The organism is Streptomyces sp. NPDC048751 (assembly GCF_043198595.1).
GTDB lineage: Bacteria > Actinomycetota > Actinomycetes > Streptomycetales > Streptomycetaceae > Streptomyces.
In genome coordinates this window covers 1-15,601 of record NZ_JBICUX010000028.1, presented here as the reverse complement: position 1 = coordinate 15,601, position 15,601 = coordinate 1, and the positions used below count along the sequence as shown (strand labels likewise).

Below are 15,601 nucleotides of genomic sequence, written 5' to 3'. Positions count from 1 at the left end.
ACCCCGTCCCACTCCAGCATCACGGACCACCACCGAGGAGAACCATGAACCTTGCCGGAACCGCAGCGCTGGTCACCGGAGCGGCCTCGGGCCTGGGCGCGGCGACCGCGGCCGCCCTCGCCGCGCGCGGTGCCACCGTCTACGGCCTCGACCTGGACAAGGCGGTGTCCGCCGCGGGACCGCAGCCCGACGGCGTCACCCTGCTCGCCGCGGACGTCACCGAAGAGGCACCGGTCCGCGAGGCGCTGGCCCGCGTGGACGCCGACGGCGCGGAACTGCGGCTCACCGTCAACTGCGCCGGCATCGCCCCGTCCGCCCGCATCCTGGGCCGCTCCGGGCCACACGACCTCGACCTGTTCCACGCCGTGCTGAAGGTCAACCTGCTGGGCACCTTCAACGTCCTGCGCCTGGCCGCCGAGTCGATCGCCCGGCACCAGCCGGACGGCAACGGGCAGCGCGGAGTCATCGTCAACACCGCGTCGATCGCCGCGTTCGAGGGGCAGGTCGGCCAGATCGCCTACTCCGCTTCCAAGGCCGGCGTCGCGGGCATGACCCTGACCGCCGCCCGTGACCTGGCCCAGCACGGCATCCGCGTGGTCACCGTCGCCCCCGGCATCGTGGACACCCCCATGATGGCCGGCTTCGGCGACGAGGTCCGGGCCGGCCTCGCCGCGAGCGTCCCCTTCCCCCAGCGCCTCGCCCAGCCCGACGAGTTCGCGCGCCTGGTCACCATGATCGCCGAGCACGACTACCTGAACGGCGAGACCATCCGCATGGACGGCGCCCTGAGGATGTCGGTCCGCTGAGCTGCGACTCGGGACGAGCACGCGACGTTCCCGCCTGAGTCGCTGTGCCTGCGACCCGGGCGGAGTCGGATCCGTACCGAGGGCCGGCACGCCGAGCAGTGCGCTCGTTGCTGCGTCGGACGGGTCAGGCCCGTAGTGGCCCGCCCTGCTCCACACCGGAGTCGCGTACCGCCAGGAGCGCGGCACGGAGGTCTGCCACGGCCCGTGGGTCGGAGAGGGGGCGGCCGGTCAGTTCCTCGATGCGGCGGAGCCGGTAGCGGACGGTGTTGGGGTGGACGAAGAGGGTCCGGGCCGCGTCCGCGGCCGAGCCGGCGGCGGTGAACCAGTGTTCCAGAGTGGCCAGCAGCCGGGCGCGTTCCGCGGCCGGTAGGTCGAGGAGCGGCCGGAAGACCACCTCCGTCAGATGCGCGGCTTCGGTCGGAGCGGCGGCCACGACCATCGCCAGCAGGTTGTCGTCGAACCGCGCGACACCGGGTTGGGTGCCCGGAAGGCCCGCCAGGGCCAGCCGGGCGAAGCGCAGGGCCCGCGGCGTGTCCCGCAGGGAGGGGAAGGTAGGGCTCACGCCCACCCGGGCGCGGGTGTGGCGCAGGGTGCGCAGACAGGTGTGCTCCGACGTGGGTGTGGCCAGGGCGATCACACCGATCTGCTGGTCGGGCAACAGGCGCCAGGCCGAGGGGAGTTGGGCCTGACGCAGCGCGGCCTCGATACCTGCCAGGGGCTCCTCACCGGGAGCGCCCGCCACCGCCACGGCGACCGCGTAGGGGCCGTGTTCGGGCAGACCCAGTTCGCGAGCTGCCTCCCACAACGTGGTGCGATCCGAGAGGACACCGGTGAACAGCGCCTCCACCAGGGCCGATCGCCGCGCCTCACGTTGCAGCGTCAACTCGGCCGAGGTCTCCCGGTGGGCCGCTGCGACGGCCTCCGCGTAGCGGCCGAACAGCGCCCAGATCTCGGCCGACTGGGACACCAGTTGGGCGTCGGTGACCTCGGGGTGGGTGCGCGCCTCCTCGACGATCTCCGACCAGAGCAGTTCGAAGCCGATCCGATAGGCGTGCAGGGTGTCGGCCAGCGGCATGCCCTGCTCGGCGCGTATGCGCCCGGTCTCACGGGCCGGGCTCGGTTCCGGGGCGTCCGCGCTGTGGAAGTGGCTCAGGACGAGGTCGGCGTTGGCGGTGCACGAGCGGCGCAGGGACTCGAAGGGGATCAGCGACTCGTCCTGGTACGCCTCGACGTCGGCACGGATGCGCTGCGCCATCCGCTCGCCCAGCTCCGGCAGCCGCTCATGGAGTGCCGAGACCACACCTGAGAGATCCATCACCGCAGCTTATTCCACCCGTCTTGTTCCCAGGAACAACCCGGACGGACAGACGCTGTGCCACAGCCCATAGGCCGTCGTCAGGGACGGCAGCACCATGTCGTCCACGTGAACGGCGGATTTCGACGGCGACATTCATGAAGGGCGGACCATGGCCAATCTGGCGGAGTTCCTCGTGCAGACGGCCCAGCGACAGCCGGAGCGTCCGGCACTGCGCCTGGGCGGCCAGGTCACCTCCTACGCGGAGCTGGACGAACGCAGTGCCCGCGCCGCGGCGCTGCTACGGGCCGAAGGTGTGCGGCCCGGCGATCGCGTGGCCCTGATGCTGCCCAACGTGCCCGAGTTCGTCGTCCTCTACTACGGCGTACTGCGCGCCGGCGGCATCGTCGTACCGATGAACCCTCTGCTGAAGGCGCGGGAGACCGAATACCACCTCGGCGACTCCGGGGCACGGCTGCTGTTCGAGTGGCATCAGGCGCCGGGCGAGGGCGCCCAGGGCGCGGCCGCCGCCGGGGTACGGCACGTGGCCGTCGAGCCCGTCGCCTTCGCCGGACTGCTGGCCGGACACGAGCCGCTGTCCGACGTCGCGGAGCCGGCCGACGACGAGGTGGCCGTACTGCTGTACACCTCCGGCACCACCGGTCGCCCCAAGGGCGCCGCGCTCACCCACGGCGGGCTGCGCCACAACACCGAGGTCAACACGGTGCATGTGCAGCAGATGACCGCACAGGACGTGGTGGTCGGCTGTCTTCCGCTGTTCCACATCTTCGGCCAGATCTGCACCATGAGCGTGGCCGTCCGCGCCGGTGCCTCCCTCACCCTCGTCCCCCGCTTCGACCCGCAGACCGTGCTGGACGCCATCGCCCGCGACCGGGCCACCGTCTTCGAGGGCGTGCCGACCATGTACGCCGCCCTGCTCCAGCACCCCGCCGCAGCGGACGTGTCGACGCTGCGCATGTGCGTCTCCGGCGGGGCCTCCCTGCCGGTGGAGGTCCTGCACGGCTTCGAGCGGCGCTTCGGCTGCGCCGTGCTGGAGGGCTTCGGCATGTCCGAGACCAGTCCGGTGGTCTCCTTCAACCACCCCGACCGGCCACGCAAGGCCGGGTCCATCGGCACCCCGATCCGGGACGTGGAGGTGCGACTGGTGGACGACAAGGGCCAGGACGTGGCCCCCGGGGAGATCGGGGAGCTGGCGGTGCGCGGGCCCAACGTCATGAAGGGGTACTGGAACCGCCCGGAGGAGACGGCGGCCACGATCCCGGACGGCTGGCTGCGCTCCGGCGACCTCGCGCGACAGGACGAGGACGGCTACCTCTACATCGTCGACCGCAAGAAGGACATGATCATCCGCGGCGGCTACAACGTCTACCCGCGCGAGATCGAGGAGGTGCTCCACGAGCACCCGGCCGTCGCCCTCGCCGCCGTGGTGGGTGTGGCCGACTCCCACCTGGGCGAGGAGATCGCGGCCGCGGTCGTCCTGCGCCCGGGTGCCCACGCCACCCCCGACGAACTGCGCGAGTTCGTCAAGGACCGGGTGGCCGCGTACAAGTACCCCCGCAAGATATGGCTCGTGGACCAACTGCCCACCGGCCCCAGCGGCAAGATCCTCAAGCGGGAGATCACCGCCCCGACCGGCTGACGCGACCTCACCGGAGCTAGCCTTCGTCCTCATGACACGCGCTTGGATCCTGCCGATACTGCTGGTGTTCTGCGGCTCAGCCCTCGCGGCCGGGCTGACCGTCGATGGGACGCCCGGCGCGGCCGCAGCGCTCCTGCTGGCCTTTGTGCTGCTCGCAGGCGTGAACTCGCCTCTGATCTTCCCGAAGTCGATCGACGCGCTGGAGGCACAACGCCGCAGCGCGGTCGACGGCCGGCCGGTCGTCTTCTGGCGACCGGGATGTCAGTACTGCGTGCGACTGCGCATCCGGCTGGGCCGCAGCGCCCGCAAGCTGCACTGGGTCGACATATGGCGTGACCCGGCCGGAGCCGCTGCGGTGAGGGCGGCCAACGACGGCAACGAGACCGTGCCGACCGTCATCGTGGCCGGCCGGCCGCACACCAACCCCGATCCCGCATGGGTGCGCGAGCAACTCTCCCGGTTGCGCGGTTGAGCCTCCTGTGGCGCAGGACGGAGACGGGCCGGCGCATGTACTTTCACCAGGGCACGCCGGCTGGATGAATGACGAGCCGGGCCGCGGAGACCGCTACGACATGGCCGGCCTCCCAGGACGTCGGTGGCAGCGGGAAGGCTGTCAACCTCCCAGAATGCCGCCTGGCAGGACGGTGTGGAGAGCGCCGCCGCTGAGCATCCCTTGCATGTGGGAGACCAGGCCGCCGAGAACGTCGACCTTGCCCGCAGGGGCAGAACTCGCTCCGGGAGCTTCGACAGCGTGGGCGCCGGCGACACCCATGGCCAGCAGCCCCGAGGTGAGCACGACGGTGGTGGCAGAACGTGTCACGGCCTGCCGGACGGGGGTGGGGTTTCGCATCGACTTCGTCCTTCCCTATGCGCGGTGTGGTTGCCCGGGCGGATCAAGATCCTTTGAGCACCCATCAACGTCCCGGCGCGCTGGAAGGTAACTGTGACGCGTCAGTCCCCGCCCCGGTGTATGCGGCGGAAGTCGCCCGGGGTGGTGCCCGTGAGGCGGGTGAAGAACTTGCCGAAGTTGGTGGGTTCGCTGAAGCCGAGTCGGCGGGCGACGGTGGCGACGGGGTCGTCGGTGTGGGCGAGGAGGCGCTGTGCCTCCAGGGCCACGCGGGTGTCGATGACGTGCTTCACGGGGTGCCCCGTGGCCGCCAGGCAGGCGCGGGTGAGGGTCTTCACGGTGTAGCCGAGCCGGGCGGCGTACTCCTCGGCGCGACGGACGGTGGGGTGGGAGTGTTCGAGTTCGTCGCGGAATCGGGTGTAATGTCCGATTCCGGCCATACGCGGTCCCCGGTACGTCTGGCTCACCGGGCCCATTGGGGCGACGGTGGACGACATCGGAGCGACAGTCATCCGGCGACGCTGAGGTTCGCCGGCACGGCGAGTCCCGGTGCCTGCCGGGCCCCCTGACTCAGCGCGCCCCGGTCGTCGCGCGCTTCTCGTCCGGTGCCACCAGCGACTGGTTGAGTGGAATCCGCGCCAGCGCGAGGACCCCGGCGGCGATCAGCGCGACCCCGCACAGTTGGGGCAGGAGCCACCACCCGGAGCGGATCTCCTCCTCGTACAGGGTGATGCCGAGGGCGAGGCTCACCATCGCGTCGCCGAGGGTGAGCGCGGGCTGGGAGGCGACCAGGGGACCGGCCTGCATCGCGTTCTCCAGCAGGAACAGCGCACATACGCCGGTGGAGGCGAACGCGTACGTCTGCCAGGCGGAGAAGAAGCCCACGAGTCCCTGGTCGTCGAGGATGTGCATGGACGCCTTCATCAGGGCCGCGGTCACCGCGTAACTGATCGCCGTCGCGGACCCCAGACAGGCTGCCCGGGCCCGGCCCTCCGGGCACCGGAGGGCCGCGACGGCGAGGGCCGCGACGATTCCCGCGCACACGGCGAGCGCGGGAATCCAGCGGTCCAGCGCCACATGGGTGCGGTTGCCGGTGGGGGACGCGGCGGCGAGCCCGACCGCGAGCCCGGCCACCACCACCGTCACGGCCAGCCAGCCGGCGCCCGGCAGATGCCGGTGCATCAGCAGTGAGGCGACGACGAGGGTGAGCGGCAGCTCCAGCACGAACAGCGGCTGCACGATCGTCAGCGGCCCGGTCGCCAGGGCCAGCGCCTGGCAGACGGCGGCGGCGATCACTGCGAGGATGCCGGCCAACCAGACGCGCCGCCGCAGCAGATCGAGCATCAGCCCGGCCCGGAAACCCTCGGAGCGGGGCACGGTGAGCGCCGCCTTGCGTTGCAGCACCGTCGCGACGGCGTTGCTGAAGGCCGCGCAGAGCGCGAAGACGACGGGGAGCAGGGTGTGCAGCGTTGCCACCTCCCGGATCGGAGGGCGTGTGACGCCGGGTGGCTCCTCCTGCCATGGTGGCCCGGACGGGGTGCGGGCGCGATCGGAGTCCGGGGGCGCGGAGCGTTGACCGCTCCGTCGGCTACTGTTCCCGCCGCTCGTCCATGCCGGCCATCAGGGCCTGGTGGCTGCGGCGGACGTGCTCGCGCATGACCTGTTCCGTGCCGTCGCCGTCCTTGGCGAGGATGAGGTCGATGACCCGGTGGTGCTCGGTGTCGGACTCGCTGAGGCGGCCGGGCCGGGCCGGCGAGGTGCGGACGAGTCGGGCGTAGGCCAGCTGGTTCATGAGCGTGCGGTAGTACGCCTCCAGCTCGGTGTTGTCCGCGCCGGTCACGATCAGGTCGTGAAGTCGTGGACCAGCTCGGCGTACCGCTCCGCGCTGCCCGCGCTGCCCGTGCGGACGGCCTCGTCGGCCTCGCGCATGTTGGTCCGCATCCGTTCCACCTCGGGCACGTTGCCGCGGAAGGCCGGCAGTCGGGCCGCGGCGCCCTCCAGCAGCTCCTTCATCTGGAACAGCTCGGTGAGCTCGCGCCGCGACGGCACGGCGACGAACATGCCGACCGGTGAAGCGGTTCATGTCTGTGTTTCCGGCAGGGTGTGCGTGAAGTGGTCGGAGACGTGGAGTAGCCAGTCGGGCCGTGCGTTGCCGAGGAGGTGGTCGCCGTGGGGGACGGACAGGTACGTGCCGTGCGGTGCCAGACGGGCCAGGGGCTCGCCGTTCGTCACGCCGGGGATGACGTCCTGGCCTCCGTCCGCGACCAGGAGGGGGGCTGCGATGCGGGGTGCCAGGGCGGCGAGGTCCACGTGGTGGGCGAACTCGCGGGCGGCGTCGGGGCCTCCGGCGCGTCGGGCCATGATGTCCCGCACCGGCGGGGGCAGTTCCTCCCAGTCGAGATGGAAGGGGCCGCTGACGGTGGCGACCGCCGCCACGCGCGGCTCCAGCGCCGCGGCCCGGGCCGCGAAGTAGCCGCCCAGACTGAGGCCGACGAGCCCGACGCGTGCGACACCGAGGGCGTCGATGACCCGGCCCACGACCTCCTCGTAGTCCGGCCTGAGGGTCGTCGTGGCCGCGAGCACGCCCTGCCCGGGGCCGTCCATGGCGAACACGGCAATACCCCTGGCCAGCAGCGCGGACACCAGATCGAGGAACTCCTCCTTGGCCGAGTCCAGGCCAGGGACGACGACCACGGTGCCGGGCGCGTCGACGGGGCCGCGCAGCCAGCCGGTGAATCCCTCGCCGCTCACGCGCCGGGCACCGGGCTCCAGCACGGTGAGCGCCCTGCCCAAGGCGTGGTCCGCCTCGGCGGCGGCACGCGGTGCCTCAGCGTACGGCGCGAGCGTGGCGAGGTGGAACCATCGCGCTGCCATCAACAGGTAGGCACCGGCCGAGACGGACGATCCCGCGTCCTGCGCGCGCTCGAGGTAGCCGTGCCCGGTGCGCAGGAAGGAAGGCCCCCAGTCGGCGACGGAGCTGAGCCCATCGGTGACGCGCCGGTACTCGTGGGGGTCGACGCCCGCGCCGGTGGCGCGTGTCCACTGGGCGGCGGCGAATGCGGAGACGCTCATCGCGCTCCTCCAATCAGAAGGACGGCCTTGCCGCGGATCCGGCGCTCCCGCAGGTCGACCAGAGTGCCGGCGGTCTCCGCCCAGTCGGCGATCCGGCCGATCTCCGGGTGCAGCCGCCCCCGTTGCACGAGGCTCACCAGAACCTCCAGATCAGAGCCGTACGGGGCGCCGGCGTAGTGGAAGTGCCGGATCGTGGCGCGTTCGGGGCCACCGAGCAGTTGGAAGAAGTCGAGGGTGACCGGGGTGCGGCTCGCCTGGCCGAACCAGACGAGGGTGCCTCCCGGGCGCGTCTTGGCGAGGGCGAGTGGCAGGTCCGGCCCGCCCGTGGATTCCAGCACGACGTCGAACGGCCCGTGAGTCCCCGCGACCTCGTGCACCACCTCGGCGCCCAACTCCGCTAGCCGCTCCCCGCGTTCCGGTGTGGCCGTCACCGCGGTCAGCTCGGCTCCGGCCCGCACGGCCAGTTCGGTGACGTAGTGGCCGACCCCGCCCGAGGCACCGGTCAGCAGCACCCGTCGGCCGACCAGGGAACCGGCCGTACGCAGCAGGCGCAGGGCGGTGATCCCCGCCAGGGGCAGGGCCGCGGCCCGGACGCTGTCGATGCTGTCCGGGAGCACCGCGAGCGAGTGCGTGGGCACGGCGGCGTACTCGGCCCAGCCGCCTTGCGCCGGATGCCCGACCACGCGGGTGCCGATGCCGGGGCCCGTGCCGTCGGCTGCGGCCTGTACGACGAGTCCTGCGATGTCCTTGCCCGGCAGCACCCCTGGGTGGGGGTGTTCGAGGAGGAACGTCTCACCCCGGTTCGGCGCGAACGCCTCGACTTTGATCAGTGCCTCACCGGGCTCCGGGACGGGCTGGGGGGCCTCGGCGAAGGCGACCGGACGCGCCGCTTCCCCCGTGGGAATCAGTCTCTGCATGCCAAGCATGCAACCCGCACGGCCATCCGGTGATCCAACAACCGACAAGCAAGGCCGACAACTTCTGGTTGTCGCCTATGGTGAGGGCCATGGATTTCGACGTGGCGCAGGTACGTGCCTTCGTACGCGCCGCCGAGGAACTGCACTTCGGGCGGGCGGCCGGAACACTCGCCATCTCACAGCAGGCGCTGTCCAAGAGGATCGCGCGACTGGAAAACCTGCTCGGCGTCAAGCTGTTCCAGCGCGGCGGCACCGGGGTTCGCCTCACGGAAGCCGGACAACGTTTCCTCCCGCCGGCCCGGCAGACCCTGACCGCCGCCGACACCGCGGTCGCGGCGGCTCTCGGGAAGGACCGCCCGCTGCGTGTCGACGTCTGGGGGCACCTCTACGCGCCTTTGCGGACGCTGGCCCAGGTCGCGGGACGGGCCGGGAACCTGGTGCTCGGGCACGGGCGCGATCTGCCATCAGTGACGGACGCGCTGCTGCACGGTGACATCGACGCGGCCTTCGGACGGGTTCACCCCCCGCTGCACGCAGGCCTGTCACACCGCCTGGTCCGCCTCGAACCGGTCGACGCGGTCCTGAGCGCGCACCATCCCTGCGCAGCCGAACCGGCGCTACGGCCCGACCAGTTGCGCGGCAGCATGCTGTGGGCACCCGGTGCGCTGGACCGGCTCGACTTCCTCCACCAGTTCGCCGACCGATTCGACATCCGGGACCGGGCCGCAGGCGTCAACCTGGGGCTCACTCACTTCCTCGAAGAGGTCGCGGACGATCCGCGACGTTTCTCGCTGCTGCCGGCCGACGTGCCGCTGCCGGACGTCCCCGGGCTGCGTTCGATCCCACTGGTCGACCCCACCCCGCTCTACGCCTGGTCACTGCTGTGGCACACCGGCGACCGGCACCCCGGACTGGATGCCCTCACCGCCGCCTGCGCCGCGGAAGCGGGCCGAAGCCGATGGCTGGAGTACGACCCGGCACGCGACTGGCTGCCCGAACCGCCTGCTGCGTCCAGCGAGCGGCACTAGGGCCGGCTTCGAGTGGCAGCGCCTGGGCAGCTGGCCGAAGGGGTGGGGGCCAAGGGGCATCCCATGCCCACGTGATGCCGCGGGAATGGTTCGGGCGGTACCGAACTGTTCCGGCTCTAACGTCAGGGCCATGACGCACACGATGCATGAGTTCGACCGTTACGAGGACGTGCGGGCGGCGCTTGCCGACCAGGCGCTCGTTCCGGAGCTTCCGGCTGCGGAAGACGGCCCGGCCGGAGCGAGTGTCGCCTGGCTGCGTGCCACTGTGGCCCGGTTCAGTTCCGGTGAGCCGCATCGGCGGAGGCGGGCGGTGGTGGAAGCGGAGTTGGCCCGACTGGAGCCCGCCTCGCTGTGGCGGGCAGCGGCGGCAGGGCCCGAGCAGGAGGCTCGGGTGCGGGTGGTGCGTACCCTCGCCGAAGGACTCGGGATGCCGGACCCCGGTTCGGTCGCCGAGGCCGTGACCGTGGTGGCGGGAGCCTACTTCGGGGGTGAGGACGAGGCCGCGGACGAGGCGGTGGCCCGGCTGGTGGCGCAACTGGCGCCGGAACGCGCGGATGAGGCCGCGCTGGAGTCCGTCGCCAACCGCATCGGGCTGTTGGTGCAGGCATGCGAGGCGACGGGTGCGCTGGTGGAGGCCGCGGCGGGCGGCGACGTTCCGTTGGCGCGGGTGCTCCGGGACGATCCGCCGGTGCGGATCATGCGCCGGGTCGCTGCGAAGGCCACCCGGGTCGCCGGTCGGGACATCGCCGAGGGCGATGTCGTGCTCCTGGACATGGCGAAAGCCCATCGCGTGCACCCTGTGCCCCTCACCTTCGGCGCACCGCCACGGGTCTGTCCCGGCCGGGCCCATGCCCTCGCCCTGGCCCACGGCGTGCTCCGGCGCCCGCTGACCGACTTCGCCCGCCTGCACCACCAGGCCGCACCCCTGCTGCTCCCCAACGCCTGGGACCACGCCTCCGCGGCCCTTCTCGCGGCACAGGGCTTCCCGGCGATCGGCACCACCAGCCTGGGCGTGGCCGCGGCCGCCGGCCTGCCCGACGGCGCGGCCGCGACCGCCGCAGCGACGCTGGCGCTGGCCCGCCGACTCGGACGGAGCTCCGTCCTGTTCACCGTCGACGCCGAGGGGGGCTTCAGCGACGACCCGGACGAGGTGGCTCGACTGGCCCGGCAGTTGCACGACGCGGGCGCGGCGGGCATCAACCTCGAGGACGGCCGCCCGGACGGCACACTCGCCCCCGTGGAACGGCACGCCGCGAAGATCGCCGCCGTCAAGGCCGCCGTGCCGGGGCTTTTCGTGAACGCACGCACCGACACCCACTGGCTGGGCAGCCGGGAGGACGAGACCGCTGTCCGCCTCGCGCTCTACGAACAGGCCGGTGCGGACGGGGTGTTCGTGCCGGGGCTGTCGGATCAGCACGCGATCGCCGCCCTGACGGCAACCCTCGTCGTCCCGCTGAACATCCTGTACACGCCGAACGGCCCCACCGTCGCCGAGCTGGCCGCGCTGGGTGTGCGCAGGATCAGCCTCGGCTCGCTGCTCTACCGCAGCGCCCTGGCGGCGGCCGTGACCACCGCGACCACCATCCGCGACGGCCGGCCGACGGACTTCGGGCCCCTCTCCTACGCCGAGGTACAGGCGCTGGGAGCACCTGAAGTACGCCGGTAGACTTTTGCGCCCCGCCCTGTCAAAGATCATGCATCGCCATCCACAGGTCGACGTTGTGGGTCGCGAGTCGGCCGGGACGCTGCGTCGCGGTGTCCGGGACGGCTGCTCGTACGAAGGGCATATCGCCGTTCCCCACGGTCACCTTGGCGCCGTCGTACCGTGGCGACTTGTCACGGACGACCGAGCGCAGCTCGGCCGCGAGACGCTTGGCGGTCGCTTCGTCCTTGGTCACGAAGCACAACACCTCGGTGTTCTCGGCGGCGGAGTCGGCCCGCTGGCCGAGGACGGACAGCCGCACGGGCTTGGGCTTGGCGGAGGTGAGTGGGGCGAAGTCGGCGCGGTAGACATCGCCCAGACACTCTGCCGCGCGCTGGTACTCCTCCTTGTCGGCCAGCGAGGCGCCCTCTTTCGGCTTGACCCCCGACATGGCCGGAGCTCCCTGGGAGTAGGTGATCTCGTCCTTCGAGATCTGGAACGACACTCCCGAGTCGTCAGACGCCGTCCAGATCGTCTTGCCGTCCTTCTCGCTTTGCGCGTAGCCGTTCGCCTTCATCGACTTGGTGATCGCCGCCACGTCGAACGAGCCCTCCCAACGACCCGCCTTCGCGCTGTCGACGGTGGTGTCGATCTGGGTGACTTCGAGGTGCTGTCCCCACGGCCCGGGCCGGTACGAGGTCAGCAGGCTGGTACCGGGCTGCCCGACGGCACCGAACCGCTTCGGTTTCTCCTTGTCCAGCTTCCGTGCCGTGGCGACGTCCAGGTAGGTCACCTGGCCCGTGCCGTTGCCGTCGGCCAGGATTGCCAGCTGCCTCAGCACCTTCGAATCGCTGTCGCTGTCACCGGAGTTGGACGAACAGCCGGTGGCAGCGGTCAGACAGGCAGCGGTGAGAGCGACGGCGACGCGGGCGGGTCCGCAAGTTGCTATGCGCATGAGCAAGGAGCCTAACGATGCGGCCGGTCAGACCGTTCGGGGACTACTGCACTGTGGCCTTGGCCACCGTTGCTCCGCATGACGCACGCCGAAATCGAGATCATCGCGGAGCTGGTCCGGGAACTGCTCGTCGACCAGCACCCGGACCTGGCCGATGTCCTGTGAGTCTTGGCGCGCGTGGCTGGAACAACCACTTGTGGAGGCACGGCAACGACCTCGCCGTCCGGTTGCCCGGGACGACGCAGTCCGCGGACGCGCTGCTGCGCAAGGAACACGCCTGGCTGCCCTCCCTCGCCCCGCGCCTTCCGTTGCCCGTCCCCGTCCCGCAGCGGCTCGGCGAGCCCCCGAGAGGTTTCCGCGCCCCTGGATCGTCACCACCTGGGTGCGGGGCGCGCGCCGACCGTGCCCCCGCCACGAGAGGTGCGGAGGCGGCCGACGCCCTGGGACCCCGCGCCGCGTCCGCAGCTGGGCGGTGCTGAGAGCCCTCAGCGGCATCCTCATCGGCGACGCCGGCGTCCACGGCCGCGTCGGCGGCAAGGCCACTTGGGGCCCACCAGGGCAGGCCACGCTGCGACGACTCGTCGCAACGGCCCGCTGAACGACCGGGAGGGCAGCGACCGCCGGCCCCGGCTGATCAGTGCCTCCCACACGGTCAGCCGTCGCATCCCGCCGCCGGGGTGGCACGGCACGTCGCGTCCTCGTGGGACTGCACCGTGGCCCCGCCGAAGACCAGGAGACAGATCAGGGCGGCCATGACGCCCTGGCTGACAACCGTCACCGTCGCCCCGACGCGGGCGGCGATCGCGGCCGACACGACGGCGAGGACACCGACTCCGCCGGCGGCGGCCAAGTAGCCCCACAACGAGTCCGTCTCGACGGCCGTGCCCGGATCGAGGGTGACCCCGGACAGGAACCAGAGCCCGAAAATCACCACCAAGCTGATCAGTTCAAGAAGCACCAGACCACAGCCGGCTCCGATGTCCGCACCCCGGTCGGCGTGGGCGCGTTGCTCGCGGCCGGTGGTGGTGTCGACGGCCGGCGGCGCCATGGGCAGATCCATGCCCGCCACCTTGCCTGCGCGAGGGGACGGGCGCATGAGTACGGGTACTCAACGCCGTGCTCGGCATCCGTCAGAGCGGCAAGCCCCGCTGGGACGCTGGGAATTCCAGTGGCTCTGCGATCAGTCTCGGCGCATCCTGGACCGGTTGGGCGTCGGCGGCACGTTCGGGGACGGGGGAGGCGGTATGGGGAGTATCTTACGGGGGCTCCAGCGGGTGCCGTGGGGAGACCTACAGGTGGTTCGGGGCTCGGCGAAGGACATTCCCACGCTGTTGGCCAAGGCGGCCTGGGGGGACCGTGAGGCCGGTGATCTGGCCCTGGACTATGTGGCCGACCTCGTGTGCGAACTCGGGTTCGTCATCGCCGAGGCCACCGCTCCCACCGTGCCCTTCCTTCTGGAGCTGGCGGGCGCCCCCCATGTGCAATGCAAGGCGGAAGTGCTCAACCTCCTGAGGAACATCTACGTGTCACACGTGTGGAGCCAGGCATTGGCGGCCGCCGGCCCCCGGTACACGGGCAACTACGTCCGCAAGGCCCAGTGGGAGGCCGATGCGCACCGGGCCGTACTGGCCGGTCGTCAGCTCGTCCAGGGGCTGACGGAGTCCGTGGATCCCGAGGTGGCGGAGGCCGCGACCAAGCTCCTCGACGCTTTCGCGGCGGAGGCCCGACGGTGACCGGCCTGGAGTTCTCAAGCGGTGGTTGTCCGGGGCCCGTTCATGAGATGGGCAGGGGCTGGGAGTCGGTCGAGACCGCGACGTAGGCCAGCCCGTCGTACTCCTCGGCCGGGCAGGCGGGGCTGTGGTTGAAGTGATAGGTCCAGCGCGGCACCACGGCGCCGAAGCTTCGTGTGAGATGCCGGCCGCTGATCCACTCCCGTACGGCCGTCGGTGCGTCGACCGCGCCGCGCAGGTCCACGAGATGATCGCCCGGGTTGGCGGTGGCGAGCCGGGCTTCCACGGTGCCGGGGTGGGCGGGGCCGACGCGGTTGCTGACGAGCGCGCCGGGCCGGGGGCGGGACCAGGGGCCGGGCCACATCCGACGAGCGCGGAAGGAACCGCTGCCGAACAGCAGGCCGAGTGCGTAGTAGGCGTTGCCGTACCAGGTGTGCAGGTGCTGCCCCAGTGCCGGTGTTCCGCCGCCGTAGCGGCTCTTGGTGATGTGCCCGTTGTGTGCCCAGAGGGCGATCTTGGTGGACGGATCGTGGGCCAGCTCCCGGACGGCCTCGGCCATGTACCGGTCGCGTGCCGCGAAGGCCGTCTGTTCCGGGTCCGTGTGCTGTCTGGGGCGCGTCACGACGTCGGCGGCCCGGACCAGGATCCGGGCGTGCCGGAGCGCGTCGGCTGCATCTGGGCCGGGGCCGAGGCGGTGGAGGAACTCCCGCAGTTCCTCCGCGGCGCGCACCAGGCGCCGCTGAGGGTCGGGTCGCGATCCGGGGTGTGCCATGTCGAGTACGCGGAGCGGGGAGAGGAGCCCTGCCACGTGCTCCGGAGCCACCTCGCTCAGGAAGGAGTCGAGCGCCGCCAGAGAGGCACCGCACAGCTGCGGGTCGATGCCTACGAAACGCACCTTCCGCTCTTCCGGGCGTCCCCGGTTGTAGTCGCGCATCCACTCGATCATCGCGAGGACCTCATGGGTGCGCCAGGTCCAGAACCCCAGCCCGGCAAGCACCTTCGCGGCATCGCCCTCGCCGTGGCGGACATGGGCGTCGACGGCTGGGCCGGCCGACGCGCCGGCCTCCATGGCCAGGACCGAGAACCCCAGCTCCGTCACGAGGAACTCCAGGAGCCGGTGCTTGAGTTGGAAGAACTCACGCGTCCCGTGCGTGGCTTCCCCCAAGCCCACGATCCGCACGCCCTCGAGGACCTTCTTCAGCGGCTGGAGATCAGTGGTGGACCCTCCTGCCGTCAGGCCGCTCAACGGTAAAGCGCTCCGGGCCAACCAGCCCGTCACCTCGTCCGACACGTGAATCCCCCTCTGTCGCCGCCGTGTCCGCAGAGGTTACCCATGCCCCGGGTGATCACCTTCTTCCTGGAGCGGGCAGGCCTACGATCCGGCCGTCGCTCGCCACCATGGCGGCCCACGCCGACCGGGCCCCCTACAACGCAACCGCCGGGCCCACCCGGTGTCGTAAGCGCCGGAGAGGCGGGTATCCCGCTGCACCACGCGCTCGCGGTGTTCGATGTCACGGCCCAGGCGGCGCGGACACGCCGTCAGCGACGCTATGGGCGCATGCGCGTGGGGTGGCTTTGCGGCGGCGCAGGAAGCGGGGCATGGGGAGGGCGAGGTTGACGAAGCCTTCGGCCTGCATGGCGGCGAAGCCG

General features: G+C 71.5%; 14 protein-coding genes and 3 pseudogenes. 7 read left to right on the top strand and 10 right to left on the bottom strand.

Annotated elements, in window-relative coordinates:
* The first annotated feature begins 44 nt into the window (after window positions 1-44).
* Window positions 45-806 carry an SDR family NAD(P)-dependent oxidoreductase gene (locus ACGFNV_RS44670; protein ID WP_393631188.1) on the top strand — a complete coding sequence of 254 codons (762 nt, stop codon included), beginning with the start codon at window positions 45-47 and terminating at the stop codon, window positions 804-806.
* 124 nt (window positions 807-930) lie between these two features.
* On the opposite strand, the gene ACGFNV_RS44665 is transcribed toward ACGFNV_RS44670, so the two are convergent.
* On the bottom strand, window positions 931-2,121 hold the full coding sequence (locus ACGFNV_RS44665; protein ID WP_393631186.1) for a PucR family transcriptional regulator: 1,191 nt from the start codon (window positions 2,119-2,121) through the stop codon (window positions 931-933).
* A 151-nt stretch (window positions 2,122-2,272) separates the two neighbouring features.
* Between ACGFNV_RS44665 and ACGFNV_RS44660 the strand changes: the two genes are divergently transcribed.
* Both ACGFNV_RS44660 and ACGFNV_RS44655 read left to right on the top strand, forming a co-directional pair.
* A complete protein-coding gene (locus ACGFNV_RS44660) occupies window positions 2,273-3,760 on the top strand; it encodes a long-chain fatty acid--CoA ligase (RefSeq protein ID WP_393631185.1) in 1,488 nt (495 codons plus the stop codon).
* Between the two features lie 31 nt (window positions 3,761-3,791).
* Window positions 3,792-4,232 (top strand): glutaredoxin domain-containing protein, encoded by a 441-nt coding sequence (locus tag ACGFNV_RS44655; protein WP_393631183.1) that lies wholly within the window; start codon window positions 3,792-3,794, stop codon window positions 4,230-4,232.
* Between the two features lie 141 nt (window positions 4,233-4,373).
* Here the strand turns inward: ACGFNV_RS44655 and ACGFNV_RS44650 are convergent, their stop codons facing one another.
* From ACGFNV_RS44650 to ACGFNV_RS44625, 6 genes and pseudogenes are all read right to left on the bottom strand, one after another.
* A complete protein-coding gene (locus ACGFNV_RS44650; RefSeq protein ID WP_393631181.1) occupies window positions 4,374-4,610 on the bottom strand; it encodes a hypothetical protein in 237 nt (78 codons plus the stop codon).
* A gap of 101 nt (window positions 4,611-4,711) precedes the next feature.
* Window positions 4,712-5,044: pseudogene (locus ACGFNV_RS44645) on the bottom strand (helix-turn-helix domain-containing protein); the annotation flags it as partial.
* 133 nt (window positions 5,045-5,177) lie between these two features.
* Window positions 5,178-6,074, bottom strand: coding sequence for a DMT family transporter (locus ACGFNV_RS44640; protein WP_393631269.1), 897 nt, complete (start codon window positions 6,072-6,074; stop codon window positions 5,178-5,180).
* Window positions 6,075-6,195: 121 nt separating this feature from the next.
* Window positions 6,196-6,620 (bottom strand): annotated as a pseudogene (locus ACGFNV_RS44635) (FCD domain-containing protein).
* Window positions 6,621-6,686: 66 nt separating this feature from the next.
* A complete protein-coding gene (locus ACGFNV_RS44630; RefSeq protein WP_393631179.1) occupies window positions 6,687-7,679 on the bottom strand; it encodes an alpha/beta hydrolase family protein in 993 nt (330 codons plus the stop codon).
* On the bottom strand, window positions 7,676-8,596 hold the full coding sequence (locus tag ACGFNV_RS44625) for a zinc-binding dehydrogenase (RefSeq protein ID WP_393631177.1): 921 nt from the start codon (window positions 8,594-8,596) through the stop codon (window positions 7,676-7,678). The genes ACGFNV_RS44630 and ACGFNV_RS44625 overlap by 4 nt, the downstream gene beginning before the upstream one ends.
* Window positions 8,597-8,685: 89 nt before the next feature.
* Here ACGFNV_RS44625 and ACGFNV_RS44620 point away from each other — a divergent pair, with 89 nt between their 5' ends.
* Window positions 8,686-9,624, top strand: a complete 939-nt coding sequence (locus ACGFNV_RS44620) for a LysR family transcriptional regulator (protein WP_393631175.1) — start codon at window positions 8,686-8,688, stop codon at window positions 9,622-9,624.
* Window positions 9,625-9,754: 130 nt separating this feature from the next.
* Window positions 9,755-11,290, top strand: a complete 1,536-nt coding sequence (locus tag ACGFNV_RS44615; RefSeq protein WP_393631173.1) for an isocitrate lyase/phosphoenolpyruvate mutase family protein — start codon at window positions 9,755-9,757, stop codon at window positions 11,288-11,290.
* Window positions 11,291-11,309: 19 nt separating this feature from the next.
* On the opposite strand, the gene ACGFNV_RS44610 is transcribed toward ACGFNV_RS44615, so the two are convergent.
* The gene (locus tag ACGFNV_RS44610; RefSeq protein ID WP_393631171.1) at window positions 11,310-12,221 is read right to left on the bottom strand and encodes a hypothetical protein; all 912 of its coding nucleotides are present in this window, start codon (window positions 12,219-12,221) and stop codon (window positions 11,310-11,312) included.
* A gap of 78 nt (window positions 12,222-12,299) precedes the next feature.
* Between ACGFNV_RS44610 and ACGFNV_RS44605 the strand changes: the two are divergent.
* Window positions 12,300-12,819, top strand: a pseudogene (locus ACGFNV_RS44605) (phosphotransferase).
* Between the two features lie 54 nt (window positions 12,820-12,873).
* Here the strand turns inward: ACGFNV_RS44605 and ACGFNV_RS44600 are convergent.
* On the bottom strand, window positions 12,874-13,281 hold the full coding sequence (locus ACGFNV_RS44600; protein WP_393631169.1) for a DUF6234 family protein: 408 nt from the start codon (window positions 13,279-13,281) through the stop codon (window positions 12,874-12,876).
* Window positions 13,282-13,465: 184 nt separating this feature from the next.
* Between ACGFNV_RS44600 and ACGFNV_RS44595 the strand changes: the two genes are divergently transcribed.
* A complete protein-coding gene (locus ACGFNV_RS44595) occupies window positions 13,466-13,954 on the top strand; it encodes a hypothetical protein (RefSeq protein ID WP_393631168.1) in 489 nt (162 codons plus the stop codon).
* Between the two features lie 40 nt (window positions 13,955-13,994).
* Here the strand turns inward: ACGFNV_RS44595 and ACGFNV_RS44590 are convergent, their stop codons facing one another.
* On the bottom strand, window positions 13,995-15,242 hold the full coding sequence (locus ACGFNV_RS44590) for an erythromycin esterase family protein (protein ID WP_393631166.1): 1,248 nt from the start codon (window positions 15,240-15,242) through the stop codon (window positions 13,995-13,997).
* Window positions 15,243-15,601: the final 359 nt, after the last annotated feature.